Here is a 20,075-nt window from a genome sequence, read left to right as displayed (position 1 = left end):
CACAATCCTTTAGGCGGCGCTGGCTTGGGTTGCTGGCTCCAAGGGAACTGTGATCGTTAATTCAGTGCCAATGCTGGGGGCACTATCGATCGCCATCGTTCCGCCGAGAAGATTAACCCGCTCATACATTCCGAACATGCCAACTCCACGGCCATCACGTTCAGGGTTAATTGTATTGGGGTCAAAGCCAACGCCATTATCTTCAACCCTTGCTCGTACAATTTGGGGATTCGTCAGGTCGATATCGACCTCAACATACGAGGCTTGGGCATGTTTCACAATATTACTAAATGCTTCTTGCAGCATGCGATAGAGCGCGGTTTCGACTGCTGATGGTAAGCGGCGCTCCTCGCCACGAACTTGGACATCAACCCGAATCCCGCGATGGGCTAAACGTTCGGCGGCTTGAGCACGCACGGCGGCGGCCAAACCAAGGTCATCAAGCTGCGATGGACGTAAATCGGCGATGATTGTGCGCACGCCCTCGAGGGTCGTACCAGCCAAATCGCGCAGCCCAATCAGCCGTTCACGCACCGCTTGGGCTTGGGGATTTTGGGCAGCAGTTTCAGCATAGATCACCAAGGTTGCCAAGGCTTGGGCCGTATCGTCATGCAATTCACGGGCGATCCGTCGCCGTTCTTCTTCTTGAGCGTTGATCACTTGCTGAGTTAGGCGCTCAGTCAGGGCGCGGGAACGCTCGATAGCCCGCGTGTCATCCTCAACTTGGTCAAGCATCGCATTGAAAGCTTGCGAAAGTTGCGCAATTTGGGTATCGCCAGCACTGGGCTGAGGCACACGCACACTCAAATCGCCATCGGTCACGCGCTCAGCAGCAATTTGCAGATTGGTAAGTGGGCGCAACGCCACCCGCAAGACTGCATAATTAACCGCAACGCTAAGCACAACCCCGATCAACGAAAAAACAACCGTTAAGGTCAAGCCTTCGGTCGTTGCTAAGCGGCGGGTGATCGCCGTGCCAGCGATTGCGCCCAAACAAACTATTGCACTATTGCCGATTAAAATCTGGTAAATCAGTGGTATCCGTCGCATAGCAGTATTGTATCATCAACCATCAATCTTATGAACCAAGATTGAGCCATAGTTTTTAGCCGATTAGAACGAGTAGAACGATCCCAAGGCCCGCCGCACAGCCAACTAAGACCAAAGCATATGCCAAACGCGCAAAGTGCCAAGGCATCCAGCTAAAGCGTAGGCCCAGCAAATCGCCAAGGCTACGACGATAGCGATGATGGTGGTTTGGGCTGGCTTGAACCGCCAAGCCATAGGTGGCGATTAATCCGGCAACGCAGCTATGCACAATGGTTTGTAGCAGCAAGGCCCAGGAAAATGGCTGCCACAGCAGATTAACCAGTGCAGCGCTGCCAATTAGCCCAGCCACCAGCCATAAGCTTGTAATAAAACGGATTTTTGTGCGTAGCACAGCATCCTCGCAATGCTAAAACAAAATACGGACGTAGAGTGTTCTACATCCGTATCGTCTGGCGGGCCCGAGGGGATTCGAACCCCCGATCTCCACTGTGACAGAGTGGCATGTTAGGCCGCTACACCACGAGCCCTGATCAGGTTGTTGTTGCGCTAGCAGTTCAATTGGCGGGCCCGAGGGGATTCGAACCCCCGATCTCCACTGTGACAGAGTGGCATGTTAGGCCGCTACACCACGAGCCCGCGTTTTTGCTTGCCTCGCGACAACGGGTATATACTACCACAGACTCGTTTTTTTTGCAAATAGAGCGAGGCTCATGGTTGCCTTCATCCTCAACTCTTCGCCTACGAGCTAATTGATTGGCTCATGATTGACCCGATCAAGCCCTTCATCGTCCCAGGCGGCGGGATCTTCGAGTGGCTCAAGGTGGGTGATCGCATGACTATCGGGCAGGGCGGCGGCAATCGCCAACTCAATTGTTTCACACAGATCATGGCCTTTTTGGACACTCCACGAGCCAGGCACCAGCACATGCAACGAGATAAAACGGCGTGGTCCCGCAACTCGCGTGCGCAAGGCATGGAATTGTAAGCCGCGTTGCCGATAACGCGACAGAATATCTTCAATCACTGCTTGATCTTCGTCGGGCAGGGCACTATCAAGCAAACCATAGCCCGATTCACGCAAAATCCGAAAGCCAATCCAGATAATGTGGAGGGCAACTGCAATCGCAATTAATGGATCAAGCACCAGCCAACCCGACAATTTAGTTAGTAAAATCCCGCCAATTACCCCAATCGTTGTCCAAACATCAGTAAATAGATGGTGGGCATCGGCTTGCAAGGTGATTGAGCGTAAGCGTTTACCTGCCCGCATGATGATCCATGCTACGCCGCCGTTGATGGCGGTTGCAAAGATCGAAAGCCCTAAGCCAAGGTCAAGCCGAGTGATTGGAGTTGGGTTCAAAACCCGTGGCCAAGCCGTCCAGATGATGCTGCCAGCAGCCAACATAATCAACATGCCCTCTAAACCACTGGCAAAATATTCAGCCTTGGAGTGGCCAAACGCATGGTCATGATCAGGTGGACGCATAGCAATCGTCAACATCCACAGAGCCATAATCGCGGCAATCAAGTTAACAACCGATTCCGCCGCATCCGAAAAAAGCCCGATTGATCCGGTCAAAAGATAAGCGCCAAACTTCAAACCAATCGTCACACATGCGGCGACAATTGATAATAAAGCATAGCGCTGTTTCCCACTAAACATAGTTATAAGGCGCTTTCTAAGGCTCGCAATTCGCGCTCATAAACCACTAAGCCAACCCGTAGGCTGTCGTTTGGCACCATGGCATTAAGTTGATGAATGATAGTATTCAAATCACGCACCCAAACCTGCAACTCTTGGCGCAACCGTGCTTGTTGGTTAAAGCTGGTAATGGCCCATGTCTCACGATTATTGCGCAACCAAATCTGATAGCGATTGATGTGGTTATTATAATCGTGTTGCAAGGCAACCCATGGCGCACCTTGTTGGCTGCCTTTCATCACCCGAAAGGCCATGCGCAGCTCAGCAGGAATATACATATCATCATTTAAATCGATTGGTTGGCCTTCGCCTGGCAAATTATCAAACATACCATCTTCCATAGCCGCCTGAATCCGCTGCTCAGCAATTGATCCTGCGCGTTGAGCCGTGAGTGATGGGCTTTTTTTCGGTTTTTCGCTGTCGGCGTTGGGGTCGGAAGCGGGTACTTGTGGCTTAATTTTGCCTGAAGTGCGGCTTTGCTCACGAAATCGGTCAAGAAATGGATTATCGCTCATGCTAAAACCCCCTTGTGTTGCTGTGGTATGGCCGAATCACATACCCCATGCATGTGCCCAAACCTCACCACAGGCTTATGTGCAGAATATCACAAAGATTGGCTGGCGACAAGGTTATCAACAACATCAAAATTTTGAGAAATTTGTTACAATATGCCTATATCCATATGTACTTTGGATGGTTGGAGGACATCGATGTCGTTTCAGTATCCACTAGAAGTCCGTTTTCGTGATTTGGATGGGCTTGGCCATGTCAATAATGCAGTCTATTTGACCTATTTCGAGACCTTGCGTTTACATTTTGCGCTCGAATTATTGGGCGTAGCCCATTTGGCCGAAGTGCCGTTTATTTTGGGCGAAATTTCAGTGCGCTTTCTCAAGCCAGTGTTTTTTGGTGATCAGCTCCAAGGTAGCGTCGATGTCTCGCGGATTGGGCATAAGAGCTTTACCATGATTTACACAATCAAGCGGGGCAACGAAATTGTGACCCAAGGCTCAACCGAATTAATCTGGTTTGATTATAAAACTCAACGATCTGTGCCCATTCCTGATTCATTTCGCCAGCAAGTTGCCAGCTATCAACGCCCCTAAATCTCGGCCATAAGCAGGATGCAACGAGCGTCGAGCTAGACTAAACTGGCACAATTCCTAAAATATTTGAAGAGAGAACCGATGCAACAACAATGCCCCCAATGCCAGCGTCAGCTTGCGCTCAACCCTGCTTATTTGCCATGGTGTGAATGTGGCTGGAATATCAAGCCACGTTCACTGCCTGAAACCTATGGCATGTTCGACAAGCTCTATACCAATGTAAGTCGGCGTTTGGGCAACCAAATGCTACGCCAAATGCAGTCGCTGAATGATCTTAAACCACGTTGGACGCTCAGCAAAGTCATTGTCGGCTTGATGGCTGGGTTGATTCATGGGTTTACCCTGCTTTTCTTCGTTTTAGCCTTGCTCTTGATAATTGATGGCTGGCCGAATGCCTTTGCGGTGGTTTTTGGGGTAGTCTTGTTGGGCATGGTTTGGCTTTTGCGGCCAACGTTGGCTACATTTCCCAAAGATGGATTAATTCTAACGCCCAAAGAAGCCCCAACCTTGTTTAACTTGCTTAACCAAATGACTACTCAGCTTGGGGCAAAACCGATTGAAGTTGTGTTGGTTGATGAACATTTTAATGCTTGGTTCAACCGTTTGGGTTGGCATCGAACGCCAGCGATTGGCCTTGGACTGCCCTTATGGCTCAGCTTGAGTAATCAAGAACGAGTGGCCCTAATTGCCCATGAGATTGGGCATAGCATCAATAATGATATTAATCGCTCGTTCTTAATTCATTCGGCAGTTAACGCATTAGCTACGTGGATTGAAACGATCTATCCAGTCGAGCTGGTACAGCCTGAGCTTGGATTAAAAGGCTTTTTGTTGTTACCGTTTAATCTGTTGCTGCGCGGCGTGTGTTGGTTGTTGCTCGGTTGGATGAAGATCATGGTGCTATTGGCTGGCCGCGAAAGCCAACGAGCTGAGTATTTAGCCGATTATAAGGCAGCTGAATTAGGTGGCAGTGCCGCCGCAATCGATTTGCTGGATCGGATTCACCTTGACGATTCATGTCATTTAGCGATTCAGCGGGCCGTACTTAACCCAGCCAAACCGCATATTTTGCAGCATATGGCCGAGCATGTAGCAACTATCCCAGATCATGAGCGCGAACGCTTGCGGCGAGTAGCTCGTTTAGAAGGCTCGTTACTTGATGCATCACATCCGCCAACCGCTCAGCGAATTGAGTTTCTTAGCACAATTGCTCCCCAACAGGTCACCATTCAGCCTGAAACGAATACCATGACGGCAATTACCAACGAGTTACTTGGCTATGAAAGCCAAATTATCCAACGCTTGCGCAGCCAATGGATTCGCAATGGCTAAATCTTAATTAGCAATTAATCCAAAACAGACCGATTAAATCCTCGTTGAGCAACCTATGTGCTAGGATAGGCACGGACGTGATTTGTTCAACGAGGATTGGATTCATTGTGCAGCGTAGAATTATTCAAATAAGCAGTTTTCTGGCTCTTTTAGGGCTTTGTTTAGCTATAACCTTGATCTGGGTGCTGCAACGAAGCCCGGCCCAGATTTCAATTGGTGGCAAATACGATTCGCCATGGCTCGTTGAGGGCTTTCAGACCAAAGAACAATCAGAATTAGGAGCCTACCGTTGGACCAATGGCCATGGAATGATTGGCTCACCGGCAACCCACACCAGCTATCTGCTGAGCGTGGGTTTGGTTTCGCCACTAACCACCACAATTGTGCAATTGAATCAAGCTGGGCATCGCGTGCTTGATCTGCCGATTAGCAATGCGCCACGCTCCTATCATATTTTCTGGCAACCGAAGGCTTCACTGAATTGGCTGCGTTGGGCTAGCGACCAGCAACTTACGCTCAATAGCGAGTTGCAAATGCTTGAGGGTAGCGATCAACGCCAATTAGGAGTGGTCTTACAAAGCCTAGGTTGGTCACCCACTGGCGACATTTCATTGTTGCCATTTGCCTGGATTACAGCATTGGTGCTGAGTTTAGCGGCATTAATCAGGCCACAGCAACGGCGTGAATGGCTGTGGTTGGCAGCAACAGCCATTGGTTTAAGCCTAATACTCGGTGGCTTAACGTGGCTCTCTAGCGATCAAAGCGTTTGGTGGCCGTTACGCTTTGCGCCAAGTTTGTTGATTTTGCCCTTGGTGGGGTTGGCGCTCGTGCGTTGGCCGTGGCAAGCGTGGTGGCAAGCCGTGCCATTCGTTGGTTTAATTGGCATTGCGGCAATTGTGATGCTGCTCTCACGTCAGTGGTGGGCGGTTGAGGGGCCAGATTTTGGCTGGCATGCCAATCATGGCAGTTCCGCCGAATCGGTGTTTCGGGCGCATCCCTTCTATCCATTGGGATTTCCACTGATTTTATGGCTTGGTTTGTTGTGGAATGGCGATCAACTAGCGATTGGGCAAACCGCTGGATTCATCAGCATGCTCTTGACGTTGTTGCTCACAGGCATATTGGCCTATCGCATATTGGCCTTGCGCGGCGCAATTGTAGCCTTGATCTTGGCCTTAGCAACCCCGTTATTATTGGCTTTTGGGGTGGTGGCCAGCAGCGATAGTGTCCAATTGCCAGCCTATTTAGCGGCATTATTAATCTTAGTTTGGCAACCAGATCTGACTTCACGTCGCGTGGCGCTCGCTGGTTTGTGCTTGGGGTTGGCCTATTTATTCCGGTTTCAATCGATAGTAATTATGGTGTTAATGCTGCCGTGGTTGTGGCTGCAACGCCTACCTAGCCCGCCGCGTTGGCCGCAACGCTTAGCCCGTTGGTTTGCCCCAAGTTTGCTTTTGGTCGGATTTTTGCTTGGCTCTGCGCCGCAGTGGGTGCTCGATATTCGTGATACAGGACGGCCTTTCTTCTCGCAGCAATATGAAAATATTTGGCAAGCCGCCTACAATCGAGTTGATGCGGTGGTAGCTGCCGATAGCCCCGAGGCAATTGCTACCGCGCCCAGCGATACAGGCTTATACGATATTGTGGCGTTTGACCCATATGGATTGTTTCGCCATTGGCAAGCCAATTTAAGCCAATTTTTCAGCTTTACCTTGCACACAATCTTTATTTGGCCCTTTGGCTTATTGATGCTCTTAGGGCTTGGATTAGCCGTACTGAAACGGGCAGACCCGCGTTTGAGCTTGTTGGCATGGCTGAGTTTAAGCTATATTCCAATTATTGCCCTAACGTGGAACAAAGATCGCTTTTACCTACCGATTGTGCCATTGTTGTTGGTGCTTGGAGCCTATTGGTTGGAGTGGTTGCGGGGGCAGGCTTGGCGTTGGCCGAAGGGCAGTCGTTGGTTAGCTGAGGCAGTTCAGGCCATAAGTTTGGCTTGGGCCTTGAGCCACCTCAGCGCAATTGATCCAATTTTACGAGTGTATGGGAGCTTGAAATAGCTTTACAACAAACCCCAAATCGTGAAGATGATGCCAGCCACGGCTGAGCCAGCAGCGCCATAATAGAGGTTTCGTGACCAACCAGCGGCGCTGTTGGCCAATTCACGTTCAGTTTTGCGGCTGATGATCATGCGCTTAAGTTTCTTTTCATTGTAGGCGATGGTTGGTTCACCTTCATCATCGGTCACGCAACCAAGGATGTAAGCTCGCCCATCATCGGTAAAAAGCTCTTCTTGAGCACGATAGCCAGTCGTGCGGCGAGCACCATTGTTTGAGGCTGGGGCGGCAAATTCAAAATCGCCAAAATGCAGAATTGAGGCCTTATCTGGCGAAGGCAACAGAATATTTTGGCCCGCTTCATAATCGATCTCAGCATCAGTTGGGTCAACCCAAGCCTTGCCAAAATTATCGTTGATCCAGAAATAGGCACACTCTTCCTCGGATTTAATCGTTTCGCTGCCAGTTTGGGTACGGGTGCGTTTGCGACCTTCGCTATCGGTATCATGCACGACTTCGCTATATTCACGAGTTAAAGAAAAACGGTAGGCAATACAGGTTTGACCAGAAATCGGGGCGACCAATGGATTATCGCAACTAACTTGTCCTTCAATTTCGCAGGGTTCGGCCAGCGCCTCGGCCCCGAGCGTTTCTACAACGTTTTTGTGCAAATCATGCAACATTTGAGTTGTATAGGTGTCGGTAGCATTCAGATCGGCCAATTTGTTGGATTGACTGCGGGCAAAGAAGAAGCAGATGACAGCCGCGATCAGCAAGACGATCCCAAAGAACACCATATCAGCGATCCTCCCAAGATTTAGTGGGCTAAGCTGAGTATAAAGGTCATTAGCACGCTTGGCAATGACACTCCGCTAGCACGTTTGTGGAGATCGCTGATATGCTATTTCAGGCAGGAAATTACCCGCTAGGTTTAATTAATTTGCACCGTTTGCAGGGTCGTCCATTCACTGAAATTATGGGCGTTATCTTCGCTGCGAATTCGGAAGTAGTAGAAGCCTGATTCGCGCAAGCCAACATCAACTTGTTGCTCAGCCACAAACCATTCGCTTGTGCCCAGCGGATCAGTGCCAAAATAGACTTGATAGCCCTTAACCCCTGAATCGACATCGCTGGCTGATTGCCAATTGAGCACCAAACTGGCTTGGCTACCGTTAAGTTTGAGGCTTTCGGTCACCGTAGTGGTTGGCAAACTGGGAGCAGTGGGATCAAACCAAATTTCTCGTTGGAAACTTGCTTGATTGCCAGCAGCATCCCAAGCGGTTACATAGGCCGTGTGTTGCCCTGCGAGTAATTCAAGGTAGCCTGTGTTGGCGGCAAATTGCGGTTTTTCAGTCGCGGCGGGGGCATCCCAATTTTGGCTAAAACCCAGAATGCTTTGGTTATCGGCTAATTGCCAATCGAGCCGCCCACTGTTGACCCACGTGCGTTCGGCTGGACCAGCCCATTCGAGGGTTGGCGCAACGCTATCGGCTTCGCCATTCGCAACTAATTGCGTACCAGCATATTGATTACATTTGCCAGTATCCGGAAAATCGTGGCCTTCAGCAAAGGCTAAAGCCACTGGTTGGCGATTGTAGGCATATGGGCCATCGCCACGGAAGAAGGTAAAGTGTAAGTGGGGAACTGTGGGTGTGGGATTGGTCGCGCCTGCGTTGCCGATATATTGACCACGTTTGACCGAAGTGCCAACTGGAGCTTCGATCCACGACGATAAGTGTGAATACATCGTGTAGTAGCCATCACCGTGGGCGAGAATCAGCGAACCAGAGCGGCCTGTCCAGAAAAAGATTGTGCCATCAGCTGCGGCATAGATTGGTGCGCCAGTCGTTGGCCCTTCAGTATTGACCAAATCGAACGAGAGTCGGCCCCAACCGTCGTGTGTCCCGCAGTTATAGCCTTGAATCACTTCCCACGTTTGGCCTGGTGGCGTTGGTAGATACAATGTTGGCTTGCCTTCGGCCTGTGCCGATTGAGCAAACCCCAGCAACACCGCGACCCCGATAACCCCAAACAACACCGAGCGCAGTGTCCGTTTCACCATGGAACCTCCAGAAAACCAGGCTCAACATGGAGCCACCATCGAAACTAGGATGCAATACACAATGCATGGTGTATCGGCGGGGGAGGATACCAAGGCTTACAGATTTCGTCAACATAATTCACCAGCAAAAAGATTAAAAAACATCTACGATTGCCCCTCGTTCGTAAATATTTTTCTCATAATCGAGCATGAAACCGCTCCTAGAGTATTTTGGCATTCTCATCAAATATTTAGCTTTAATGACGAACCATAACCTAAATTTAACCCACTATTAAATAATTCTAATAGTTGCTCGGTTATTAAGATCGAGTACAATAGATTGTGTCAAATCAGCCAACACTCTTAATAAATCATTGCCCTTCCACGAAAGGAGGAACGATGGCAAAGGTGCCAAACCTCTGTCATCACCTGGTTATGACGAAGCGAAAACTACTTGTCCTTGTTGCCCTCTGCGCCATCTTGAGTGCGCTTGTTCCGCTCAGCTCAACCTTGACCAGTGCCGCGCCGGTTGCTATTGTCGATATTCAATTGTTGAATGTTTCCGACTGGCACGGGCAACTCGACCCAAGTGGGACACCAGCAGCTGGGGGAGCCTCGACGATTGCAACCTATTGGAATGCTGATCGCGCTGCCAATCCCAACACCATTACCTTGACTGCTGGCGATGACTTTGGGGCGACTCCTCCACTTTCGGGGATGTTCGATGAAGTTCCCGCTGTGTTGGCTCAACGCATGATGGGTATTCAGGTGAATACCTTTGGCAACCACAACTTCGACCGTGGCGTTGCGCACTTGCAACAGATGATCGAATTGGCTGGCTCGCCAACGAGCCCATTAACTCCTAGTTCAATCTATAATAATGGGATTCCTTTTCACTATGTAGCCGCTAACTTGATCAACACCACTGGCGTGTTGACTGGCGTAGCTCCTTACAAGATTTTTGAATTCCAAGGCGTGCAAGTTGCGATCATCGGTTTGGTGAACGAAGAAGCTCCAAGCTTGGTCAAGCCAGGCAACTTCGGGCCAATTCAAATTACCGATTCAGTTGCTGCGGCCATGGCAGCCAAAGCCCAAGCCGAAGCTGAAGGCGCTGATGTATTTGTGGCAATCACCCACAAAGGGATCACTGCCCCAAATCAAGGCCCATTGATCGACTTTGCTAACGGCGTGACTGGCTTCGATTTAATCTTAGGCGATCACACTGACTTGAACTTCCAAAATACGATCAACGGGGCATTGGTTACCGAAAACAAAAGCAAAGGCTTGCAGTATCTTAAGGTTAATTTGACCTACGATACCACGACCGAAACCGTAACCAATAAGAGCGCTACCTTTGTTACCCCAACCGCCAACGTACCTAAAGTTGCTGCGATTGAAGCCATGTTAGCGCCCTATCGGGCACAATTAGCACAACAATTTGACACCCCGATTGGTACGACCGGTGGCTTCTACACCCGTGGCAATAACGTCGAACGGGTTGCTGAGGTGCCGTTGGGCAATTTGGTCACCGATGCCATGCGGGTCAAATATGGCACGCAGATTGCCTTTACCAACGGCGGTGGTCTGCGTGATACCTTGCCATCGTCTTACACACCAATCAATCGAAACTTGCGCCGGGCGAGCGTCGGCTACCCAACTGGCCCAGGCTACGATTTGGTCTTAGGTGATATCTATGCGGTCTTGCCATTCGGTAATACGGTTGTGACCCGAACAGTTACCGGGGGCCAATTGTGGCAAGTAATGGAATTTGGCTTGGGCGCGTTGCCTGGGGCCAATGGCCGCTTCCCGCAAATTTCGGGCTTCAAAGTAACCTTCGATTCATCCAAAGCGATCGGTCAACAAATTCAATCGATCACCTTAGATGATGGCACCCAGGTGCTTTCAAATACCACCTCGATCTATACCCTCGCAACCAACGACTTTACCAACGCTGGCGGCGACGGCTATACTATGCTCAACGATGGCAAAGGCACAACCTTAGCGGTTATGGCCGATGTGGTGTTGGAGTATATCAGCCAAACAACACCAATTATCCCAAGCATCCAAGATCGCTTGCTTGATGTGACCCGTATCGAGGATATTCACGATCGGATCATTCCAAAGGATGGCACCACTGGGGCCATGAACTTCATGATTAGCGATCCACGTTTGACGACCGATCCTAATACCACCACCGTAACCTTGACTGGAACTTCATCAAACGTAACCTTGGTTCCTAATGCCAATATTGTTTTGACCGGTAGTGGCATCAATCGAACGGTAACGGTCACGCCAGTGGCTGGCCGTACAGGCACAGTGACCATTCAAATTCGGGTTAATGGTCAAGGCTCAGCCAGCGACACCTTTGTGATAGTGGTTAACGATAAGCCAACCGCCAACAGTGTTGCCAGCCTTACCACCGATGAAGATGCTTCGGTAACAATCGATATTGGCGTAACCGATAGCGACACCAGGGCTAGCGATATTACGATTACTGGCTTATCGGGTGATCAAGATTTGGTTGCCGATGCTGATATTGTGGAAACTGGCGCAACCAATGCCTATACCCGTACCTTTACAATCGCGCCAGTCTTGAATGCTTCGGGCACAACCAACCTGAACTTCTTTGTTCAGGATGGCGTTTCAGCCTATACCCGCACGGTGGCTTTGACCGTCAATGCGGTCAACGATGCGCCTGAGCTTTCGGCCTTTATGGATGAAACGATCAACGTCAATTCAACCCTTGGGCCAATTCTGTTTACCGTGGCCGATATTGATGATGCCGCCGCCACCTTAACCGTTACTGCTGAATCATCAAACACGACCTTGGTACCAAATGCCAATATTTCAATTGTTGGCACTGGCTCAGAACGCACCTTGAGTTTGACTCCAGCTACTGGCCAAACTGGTACAACCACCATCACGGTTACCGTCGATGATGGCGAAGACACCTTCGAACGCACCTTTGTGGTAACTGTGGTCAACAACAAGCTTTATCTGCCATTAGTTGGCAAATAAACGATTCGCAAAAACGCGTTACAATACCGCTGAGTGGTTTGCACTCAGCGGTTTGTTTTAATCAAATGGCACAATTATGATGAAAAAACAGCTTTTAATTGTTGGTTTAATTGTTGGTTTAGCTGGCTGTGGCGCAGCCTCGAATAGCGTTACAACTGCTCCCCAAGTTCCAACATCACCCGATGCTGCTAACTTGGCTGGCTATTGTGTTGATACAGAGCCGATCATCAAACCAGTGATCGTCGGCCTCGAAGGCAATATGTGGTCGATCAATGGCGATGGCACTGAGGCCAGCCAATTGACCACCGTCAAGGAACGCACCCTGATTCGTGATGCTGCTTGGTCGCATGATCGCAAAACCTTAGCCTATTCGTTGATGTTGCCGCCAATTGATTTGGCGATTCCTTGGTTGCAATCGAGCATTGTCTGTGGGGTCGATGCGGCCACGGGCAAAGGCAGTCTTTTGGCCTATGGCAACATCGATGTTTCGCTAAGCGAGCCCAGTTGGGCTAGCGATAATCAATCATTATATTTGACCCGCCGTCGCACCCTGCTCGATGCGAAAAACCAATTTGTTGGCGAAGAAATTGCCGTGGCACGCTATGCTTTGGGCAGCAACCAAGAAACGGTTGTGGTTGAAGGTGCTACTACGCCTGCCCTTTCGCCCGATGGTCAACAGCTGGTCTATGTTCAGCCGAATGTTGAAATTGGCTTTCCCTCGTTGATGCTAGCCAAGCTTGATGGCAGCAATGCTCAGCCGTTGGGCCAGCCTGATCCGCCCTTCAAATCGATTGTGGCTCCACGTTGGTCGCCCGATGGTAAAAGCATTGTGATGACGGTTGGCGGCGGGCCTGGCGCAATTGGTGGCGGCGCAGAGCCAACGTTGGCTTGGTGGGAAGTGTTGCTCGGGGTCGAGATTGCCAGCGCTCATGGCGAGCCAGTTTCATTATGGCAAGTTAACGCCAGCGATGGAGCATTGAAGCCGCTAGCTCAAAATATTGATGATGGCCGCACTGCCTGGAATCCCGATGGCAAGCACTTTCTGTTTATCCATGGCTACGATGGCTTGATGGAATATACCTTGGCAACTGGCGAAGATCGCCCGTTGACACCAGTGCAACCCTATTGGTTTTTAGAGTGGGCTAGCCACTAAGCATATAGCTAAATATCGTGTACAATAGCGCCACGATCCATCCACACAAGCAGCAAAAGCGTTAGATCTCTACAAGATTTGGGCAAAATCACGGTTCATGGCTAGAGTCTTGCCCATGAGCGTGCTATAATCCTGGCTTAAAATTTGTGTGGGAGTACATGATGACTTTATCAAAAGCGCAATTAGGCTATTTCAAAGATCGCTTGCACGATATACATAACCATCTGAATGAAGAAGTTCAGCGTTTGGAAGAGGCCACCAACCAGCTTAATCAAGATGCTGAGTTTGGGGTTAGTAATCATATTGCCGATGATGCCTCGGATATTTTTGAGCGTGAAAAGAATTTTGCCTTAATTGAAGATCGCCAACGCTTGATTGGCGAGGTTGAAGCTGCGCTTGATCGCATTGATCATGGCACCTATGGTATTTGCCTTAAAACTGGCAAGCCGATTCCGATTGAACGGCTTGAGGTGTTGCCGTATGCAGCGCTTTCAATTGAGGCCGCCACTAGTTAACCCAGTACAGCAGAGGATTGAGCGATGGAGCCAACGGCCAATTTAACCACAATTCAGGTGGGCGAAGCAGAAGCAGGCCAACGTTTAGATCGGCTTGTTTCTGCCAATATGCCTGATTTATCGCGGACGTATGTTCAACAATTAATTACCGATTTACATATTCGAGTCAATGGGCGCGGCGCAAAATCCAGTTTACCAATGCAAATTGGCGATCAGATTGAAATCTTTCTGCCGCTGGCTAAGCCGACCGATATCGTGGCCGAAGATTTACCGCTTGATGTGATCTACGAAGATGCCGATGTGCTGTTGGTCAACAAGGCAGCAGGTATGGTCGTGCATCCTGCGCCTGGCCATACCACTGGCACATTGGTCAATGCCTTACTCTATCGTTATCCCCATTTGACCACCAGCGGCGATTTACGACCAGGTATTGTGCATCGCTTGGATAAAGACACCTCAGGCTTATTGGTGATTGCCAAGCATGATCAAGCACGAATGATGCTAACTGAGCAACAGATGGCGCGACGGATGCATAAAAAATATCTGGCCTTGGTCGAAGGCCATTGGCGTGAACCAACTGGTACAATCGATGCGCCAATTGGCCGCAACCCCAATAACCGTTTGCGGATGATGGTGATGCCCGAAGGTCGTTATGCAGTGACTCATTATCAGGTGCTTGAGGTGCTTGGCCCTTATTCATTGGTTCGTGCAACCCTCGAAACAGGTCGCACCCATCAAATTCGGGTGCATTTTTCCTATCGCAATCGGCCAATTTTAAATGATGCCTTGTATGGTCATCGCAAGCCCAAAGAAACGTTTGGCATCGAACGCCACTTTTTGCATGCCTATCATTTGGGTTTTCGCCTGCCAAGTACTGGCGAATGGCGCTCGTGGGAAGTCCCGCTACCAGTTGAATTAGAGAAAATTCTGACAACCTTGCGCACCCGCTACGAAACAATTGTGTATCCCGACCCATTGATTGAAGCTGTTTCATGAGCCGAGCCACCCCGGTTGCCAGCCGTATTTTGGTGGGGGTAACCAGCCTGATTGGGCTGGTTGGCTTTTTTTATCCATTTTTTCTGAGCGAAGTGCAGGCTGGCGATAATCATGCTGCCGATGCCCCCTTAATAATGCTGTTGCTTGGGCCATTATTGCTCGGGATTATTCTGGCAGATCTCAATAGTCATGCGATGAATTCGCGGGTGGTGGCGGCCTTGGGAATGTTGGTGGCGATCAATGCAGTGCTGCGCTTGCCTGCTGGCCCAGGTGATAGCCCAACCTTTTTCTTTTTGGTGATCTTGGCGGGCTTTGTGTATGGTGGGCGCTTTGGCTTTTTGCTGGGCAGCTTAAGTTTAGCAGTTTCAGCCTTGTTGGTAGCAGGCATTGGCCCGTGGATGCCGTTTCAGATGTTGGCAATGGGCTGGCTGGGATTAAGCACCGGCTTGTTGCAGCCGCTCAAACGCTGGTTGAAATTGGCCGATGCTGGGTGGGGCGAAGTCGTGCTGCTGGCAGCGTTTGGCTGGGTTTGGGGCTTGCTCTTCGGCGGCTTGATGAACCTGACATTTTGGCCATTTAGCACAGGTGAAAGCGCAATTTCGTGGCAACCAGGTTTGGGGCTTGGCCCAACCTTAGAGCGCTATTGGGCCTTTTATCTGCTAACTTCGTTGGGCTGGGATGCCACACGCGCCTTATTCAATGTTTTGCTGATTATGGCTTTTGGTAAGCCAATTCTGGCAGTCTTGCGGCGATTTCAGCTCCGGCTCAATTGGCAAACTGATCAGAGCCTAGAACATAGAACATAGAACATCAGGATCAGGTTTTATCCACAAAGGATACACAGGATTGAAACCGCGAAGAGCGCGAAGGCTCTTTTTTAGCCACAGATTGACACAGATGGATGTGATTACGCTACATGCCGCAAAGCCCAACTTGTTTCTGCTATGACTCTGCGTTAAGCCTAGCCCCTGATCCCTCACTCCTCTGCGTTAACATTCATTTGCCCTCAATCACGAAATTTCCAACAATCTTGCTAATAAATTCGGCTCCAAATGTTGCTCAACATGGTCGGCGAGCCGCTCAAAGGGATCGATTGCTTGAATCGCAGGCTGAACCTGCCAACCAAGGCTGCTCAGCCAAGCTTGGCGAAACTCGGTATTGGCAAAAATACCATGAATGTAACAGCCCCAAACCTTGCCATCAGCCCGCATACAGCCATCAGCATGGGTTGATTCAGCTTGTTCAATCCTAAAGGCTGGTTGATCAGCCAACAGTTCAGTTTGCCCCATATGAATTTCATAGCCAGTCAGTGGGTAGTTGTTGGCCCACGGTAAATTGCTGATCGCCTGAACTTGGCGAGTTTGCTTGTGGCGCTGAAAGATCGTGGTGATTGGTAATAAACCTAAGCCTGCCATGCCACCGCCAGTGCCTTCAACTGCATTTGGATCATCAATTTGCTGGCCAAGCAACTGATAGCCGCCGCAAATTCCGACAATTGGCCCTTGAAATTGTTGAATTGCTTGATCGAAGCCTTGTTCGGCGAGCCACTGTCGCGCAGCAAGCGTGTGCTTTGTGCCTGGCAAAATCAGCGCTTGGCAATGCTGTAATTCATGTGGCTGGTTGATGTAGCGCACTGCCACGCCCGACTCTTGGGCCAAGGGATCAAAATCGTCGAAGTTGGCGATTGCAGGCAGATGAATCACCCCAATCGTTAGAGCCGCATTGTTGGTTGTTTGATCAGGTCGTTCCAAGGCAACCGCATCTTCCTCAGGCAAGCCCAGCTGCGGCAACCATGGCACAACGCCCAAGACTGGTTTATGGCTGCGTTGTTCGAGAATTTGAATTCCATCAGTAAATAAATCGGGGTCGCCACGAAAGCGATTGACGATCAAGCCAGCGATTAATTGGCGTTCCTCTGGCTCCAGCAGCATCAATGTGCCCAGCATTGCCGCAAAAATTCCGCCAACGTCAATATCGCCAACCAATAAGGTTTGGGCTTGAGCATAGGTTGCCACCCGCATATTGGTAATATCGTGAGTTTTGAGATTTAATTCAACTGGACTGCCTGCGCCCTCAGCAATCACCAAATCGTATGTTTGGCGCAAACTATCGAGATTACTGGTAACAATTTCCCAGAGCATGTGTTTGCGTTGCCAATAATCGATTGCCTCAAGCGTCTGCCATGGTCGGCCTTGCACAATAATTTGGCTGCGGCGCTGGCCCTCAGGCTTGATCAAAATTGGGTTCATCTGCACACTAGGCGTAAGCTTAGCTGCCGCTGCTTGGACGGCAATGCTACGGGCAATTTCTTCGCCGTTGGCGGTAACCGCAGCATTATTGCTCATATTTTGGGCTTTGAAGGGGGCAACGCGAATGCCACGACGGGCAGCAATTCGGCAAAGTGCACTAACCAAGGTGCTTTTACCAACCGACGAGGCGGTTCCGACAACCATCAAAACAGGGGCGAGCATACACATCTCCAAGCAGTAATCAAGCGTTGATTTGCGGCTGGTTGGCGCGGGGCAATCCGTACAAACTGCGGCAAGCCAAACGAGCTACAATCGCGCACCAAGCAAGCGTGGTCAAGCAGAGCACTGCGGGTTTGCTGGGCGTTAGCAACTTCAACTAAGAAAAATGGCAGGCAGCTTGGCAAAACATTCAAGCCAAGTTGGCTCAAACTCTGGCGTAATTGCTTGCTCCAAGCCCACCATTGAGCAAGATTTTGGTTCAGCCAACGCGGATGTTGGCAAATCGCTAGTCCAGCAGCCTGAGCCAAACTATTGACGCTCCATTGCGGCTGCCAGCGCTGCAAGCTAGCGATGATTGTTGGCTCAGCCATAAGATAGCCCAAGCGCAACCCTGCCAAGGCATAGCTTTTGGTCAGCGAGTAAAGTTGAATGATGTTATGGGGGCTGGGGGTTGGGGGTTGGGGGTCAGAAAGTTGATGCCCATACCAATCCGCTCCCCATTTCTTAACCCCATCTCCCTGCTCCCTGACCTCTGACCCCTGACCCCTAACTTGCTCTTCTTCAGTTAAGATTCGAATATACTGAGACTCTTGGCCCCTTCTCCCTAACCCCTGACCCCTGACCCCTAGATCAGCATAGGCCAAATCGAGTACCAAATAGCCCTCAACTGCGGCACAGGCGGCTTGCAGTTGTTCAATCGCTTCAGAATCCAAATACATGCCAGTTGGATTGTTAGGATTGCACAGCCAAATCAAGCGTGGGCGATATTGATTGATCAAATGACAACAAGCCACAACATCAATCGCAAAGCCAGTTTCGGCAGTTGCCCGATAGTGCAGCAATTGAGCGCCCGCCAAACTGCTAGCATAGGCATATTCACCAAAAGTTGGCTCGATGAGTAAAACAGCATCGTTCGGTTGCAGCAAAGCCCGCGCAATCAAATGAATTAACTCATTGCTGCCATTGCCAATCAAAATCTGTTCAATTTCACAAGCATGGTGTTTGGCCAAGGCCGCACGCAACGCCAACGATTGACGATCAGGGTAATGTGCCAAATCAATAGTTGCCAAGGCTTCACGAACAAAACTCGGCGTGCCAAGCGGGTTAACATTGCTGCTGAAATCGTCGATTTGGTTAGCTGCAAGCCCACGTTGCTGCAATTCAGCATAATCAATTGCGCCATGAATTGGATGTTGCATTACTTGGCCCACGCTGCTTGCAGTTGGCGAATGTCGATGGGCATGCCCGCTACAACCAGATAAACTGCGTTGGCAGCGGCGGCGATTTGCTGGTTGGCCCGCCCAATCAGGTCGCGATAGACTCGACCCAAGGCATAGGCGGGTACAATGCCCATACCAACTTCATTGGTCACAACAATCAAGTGTAAATCACGGGCTTGCTGAGCCGCCAAGATTGCCTGAATTTCGGCTTGCACTATCGGTTCGGGCCGGATTTCATTGGCAAGCAACAGGTTGCTCACCAGCAAGGTTAGACAATCGAGCAACACCACGCTACCAATTGGGAGTTGCGCTAGAGTTTGGCTGGCCACCAGTGGTGCTTCGATGGTTTGCCAATGGCTGGGGCGTTGGGATTGGTGCAGGTCAATCCGGTGTTGCATTTCAGCATCGCCAGCCTGAGCAGTGGCGATATAAACGATATGCTCGGCTTGTTGACTGGCATATTGTTCAGCTCGCCAGCTTTTGCCGCTGCGAGCGCCGCCCGTGAATAGAATTAATTGGGCCATGCTGGTTCCTTGCGCTGTGGTTGAAGCATCACCAGCGGTAAGTTATGGTTAGGATGTTCGATCAGCTGAATTGGCACTTCATAAGCCGCTTCAATCAATTCGCTGCGCAACACAGCGCTTGGTGCGCCAACGGCCTGCAAGCGGCCATGCGCTAGCAAGGCGATCCGGTCGGCACACAAGCTGGCTTGATTTAGATCATGCAGAGTCAAAATCACACAAACCCCATCGTTATGCGCTAAATCGCTGACCAATTGCATAATTTCCAGTTGATATTTCAAATCAAGATGGGCAGTTGGTTCATCAAGCAATAAAATTTTGGGCTGCTGCGCCAAGGCTCGGGCAATAATCACCCGCCGTTGTTCGCCACCCGAAAGCTCAGCCAGACTTTGCCGCCGATACTTGATTAAATTAAAGCGCTCAAGCATTTGCTCAACAATCGTTCGATCAGCTTTTGTCATTGGTAGCAGCCAACCTCGATGCGGCGTACGGCCCAGCAACAGCATTTGCTCAACGCTTAATTCGGGGTTTAAGCCAGATTGCTGCGGAGCAAAGGCAATTTGCTGAGCAACCAAACGTGGTTTTATTTGCCACAACGGCTGTCCATCAAGCCAGATTTGGCCTTGTTGCGGGCGTTGCAAGCGTGCCAAACAACGCAATAATGTGCTTTTGCCAGCGCCATTCGGCCCAAGCAGTGCCAAAACTTCGCCTTTGGCAGCATGTAAATCAAGTTGCTCGAATACTGTGCGCGAGCCATAACGACAGCCAAGCTGCTCGATTGTGAGAATTGGGTTTGACATGGATTAAGGCTTTCTAGGAATTATTCACGAAGGAGCCGAAACCGCGAAGATCGCGAAGATCACGAAGGCTGTTTTTCGCCACGAATTCCACGAATG

Annotated in this window: 18 protein-coding genes and 2 tRNA genes; 8 read left to right on the top strand and 12 right to left on the bottom strand. The window is 50.1% G+C overall.

Annotated features, from left to right (window positions below):
* Window positions 1–9: 9 nt before the first annotated feature.
* The 6 genes from ABEB26_RS08795 to ABEB26_RS08770 all read right to left on the bottom strand — a co-directional run bounded on the left by ABEB26_RS08795 (window position 10) and on the right by ABEB26_RS08770 (window position 3,267).
* A complete protein-coding gene (locus ABEB26_RS08795) occupies window positions 10–1,050 on the bottom strand; it encodes a sensor histidine kinase (protein ID WP_345721597.1) in 1,041 nt (346 codons plus the stop codon).
* A 55-nt stretch (window positions 1,051–1,105) separates the two neighbouring features.
* Window positions 1,106–1,441, bottom strand: a complete 336-nt coding sequence (locus tag ABEB26_RS08790) for a hypothetical protein (protein WP_345721596.1) — start codon at window positions 1,439–1,441, stop codon at window positions 1,106–1,108.
* Between the two features lie 59 nt (window positions 1,442–1,500).
* Window positions 1,501–1,577, bottom strand: a tRNA-Asp gene (locus ABEB26_RS08785).
* Window positions 1,578–1,609: 32 nt separating this feature from the next.
* Window positions 1,610–1,686 (bottom strand) — tRNA-Asp (locus ABEB26_RS08780).
* Window positions 1,687–1,795: 109 nt separating this feature from the next.
* Window positions 1,796–2,713 (bottom strand): cation diffusion facilitator family transporter, encoded by a 918-nt coding sequence (locus ABEB26_RS08775; RefSeq protein WP_345721595.1) that lies wholly within the window; start codon window positions 2,711–2,713, stop codon window positions 1,796–1,798.
* Between the two features lie 2 nt (window positions 2,714–2,715).
* Window positions 2,716–3,267, bottom strand: a complete 552-nt coding sequence (locus ABEB26_RS08770) for a DnaJ family domain-containing protein (RefSeq protein WP_345721594.1) — start codon at window positions 3,265–3,267, stop codon at window positions 2,716–2,718.
* Between the two features lie 195 nt (window positions 3,268–3,462).
* On the opposite strand from ABEB26_RS08770, the gene ABEB26_RS08765 reads away from it, so the two are divergent.
* The 3 genes from ABEB26_RS08765 to ABEB26_RS08755 all read left to right on the top strand — a co-directional run bounded on the left by ABEB26_RS08765 (window position 3,463) and on the right by ABEB26_RS08755 (window position 7,250).
* Window positions 3,463–3,858, top strand: coding sequence for an acyl-CoA thioesterase (locus ABEB26_RS08765; RefSeq protein ID WP_345721593.1), 396 nt, complete (start codon window positions 3,463–3,465; stop codon window positions 3,856–3,858).
* An 81-nt stretch (window positions 3,859–3,939) separates the two neighbouring features.
* Complete coding sequence (locus tag ABEB26_RS08760; protein WP_345721592.1) at window positions 3,940–5,190, top strand: M48 family metallopeptidase; 1,251 nt, start codon at window positions 3,940–3,942, stop codon at window positions 5,188–5,190.
* Window positions 5,191–5,297: 107 nt separating this feature from the next.
* A complete protein-coding gene (locus ABEB26_RS08755) occupies window positions 5,298–7,250 on the top strand; it encodes a hypothetical protein (RefSeq protein ID WP_345721591.1) in 1,953 nt (650 codons plus the stop codon).
* A 2-nt stretch (window positions 7,251–7,252) separates the two neighbouring features.
* Here the strand turns inward: ABEB26_RS08755 and ABEB26_RS08750 are convergent, their stop codons facing one another.
* Window positions 7,253–8,044 (bottom strand): E3 ubiquitin ligase family protein, encoded by a 792-nt coding sequence (locus tag ABEB26_RS08750; RefSeq protein WP_345721590.1) that lies wholly within the window; start codon window positions 8,042–8,044, stop codon window positions 7,253–7,255.
* A gap of 134 nt (window positions 8,045–8,178) precedes the next feature.
* Complete coding sequence (locus ABEB26_RS08745) at window positions 8,179–9,309, bottom strand: M23 family metallopeptidase (RefSeq protein WP_345721589.1); 1,131 nt, start codon at window positions 9,307–9,309, stop codon at window positions 8,179–8,181.
* A gap of 378 nt (window positions 9,310–9,687) precedes the next feature.
* On the opposite strand from ABEB26_RS08745, the gene ABEB26_RS08740 reads away from it, so the two are divergent.
* The 5 genes from ABEB26_RS08740 (at window position 9,688) to ABEB26_RS08720 (ending at window position 15,776) form a co-directional block, all read left to right on the top strand.
* Entirely contained in the window at window positions 9,688–12,306 is a 2,619-nt protein-coding gene (locus tag ABEB26_RS08740; protein ID WP_345721588.1) for a bifunctional metallophosphatase/5'-nucleotidase, read from the top strand.
* A 76-nt stretch (window positions 12,307–12,382) separates the two neighbouring features.
* Entirely contained in the window at window positions 12,383–13,459 is a 1,077-nt protein-coding gene (locus ABEB26_RS08735; RefSeq protein ID WP_345721587.1) for a TolB family protein, read from the top strand.
* Window positions 13,460–13,617: 158 nt separating this feature from the next.
* The gene (locus ABEB26_RS08730; protein WP_345721586.1) at window positions 13,618–13,974 is read left to right on the top strand and encodes a TraR/DksA family transcriptional regulator; all 357 of its coding nucleotides are present in this window, start codon (window positions 13,618–13,620) and stop codon (window positions 13,972–13,974) included.
* 24 nt (window positions 13,975–13,998) lie between these two features.
* Window positions 13,999–14,970, top strand: a complete 972-nt coding sequence (locus ABEB26_RS08725) for an RluA family pseudouridine synthase (RefSeq protein ID WP_345721585.1) — start codon at window positions 13,999–14,001, stop codon at window positions 14,968–14,970.
* Entirely contained in the window at window positions 14,967–15,776 is an 810-nt protein-coding gene (locus ABEB26_RS08720; RefSeq protein ID WP_345721584.1) for an ECF transporter S component, read from the top strand. The genes ABEB26_RS08725 and ABEB26_RS08720 overlap by 4 nt, the downstream gene beginning before the upstream one ends.
* A gap of 204 nt (window positions 15,777–15,980) precedes the next feature.
* Here ABEB26_RS08720 and ABEB26_RS08715 read toward each other — a convergent pair whose 3' ends face one another.
* Genes ABEB26_RS08715 through ABEB26_RS08700 form a run of 4 tightly spaced genes read right to left on the bottom strand, consistent with a single transcriptional unit; the run spans window position 15,981 to window position 19,979 of the window.
* On the bottom strand, window positions 15,981–17,441 hold the full coding sequence (locus tag ABEB26_RS08715) for a cobyric acid synthase (protein WP_345721583.1): 1,461 nt from the start codon (window positions 17,439–17,441) through the stop codon (window positions 15,981–15,983).
* The gene (locus tag ABEB26_RS08710) at window positions 17,423–18,637 is read right to left on the bottom strand and encodes a pyridoxal phosphate-dependent aminotransferase (protein WP_345721582.1); all 1,215 of its coding nucleotides are present in this window, start codon (window positions 18,635–18,637) and stop codon (window positions 17,423–17,425) included. Before ABEB26_RS08710 ends, ABEB26_RS08715 begins: the two co-directional genes overlap by 19 nt.
* Window positions 18,637–19,182, bottom strand: coding sequence for a bifunctional adenosylcobinamide kinase/adenosylcobinamide-phosphate guanylyltransferase (gene cobU, locus ABEB26_RS08705; protein ID WP_345721581.1), 546 nt, complete (start codon window positions 19,180–19,182; stop codon window positions 18,637–18,639). Before cobU ends, ABEB26_RS08710 begins: the two co-directional genes overlap by 1 nt.
* Window positions 19,170–19,979 carry an ABC transporter ATP-binding protein gene (locus tag ABEB26_RS08700; RefSeq protein ID WP_345721580.1) on the bottom strand — a complete coding sequence of 270 codons (810 nt, stop codon included), beginning with the start codon at window positions 19,977–19,979 and terminating at the stop codon, window positions 19,170–19,172. The genes cobU and ABEB26_RS08700 overlap by 13 nt, the downstream gene beginning before the upstream one ends.
* Between the last annotated feature and the right edge of the window lie 96 nt (window positions 19,980–20,075).

The sequence above is a fragment of the Herpetosiphon gulosus genome (assembly GCF_039545135.1).
Lineage (GTDB): Bacteria > Chloroflexota > Chloroflexia > Chloroflexales > Herpetosiphonaceae > Herpetosiphon > Herpetosiphon gulosus.
Note: the sequence above shows the minus strand (reverse complement) of the source record. Positions and strands in the feature narration are given on the sequence as shown.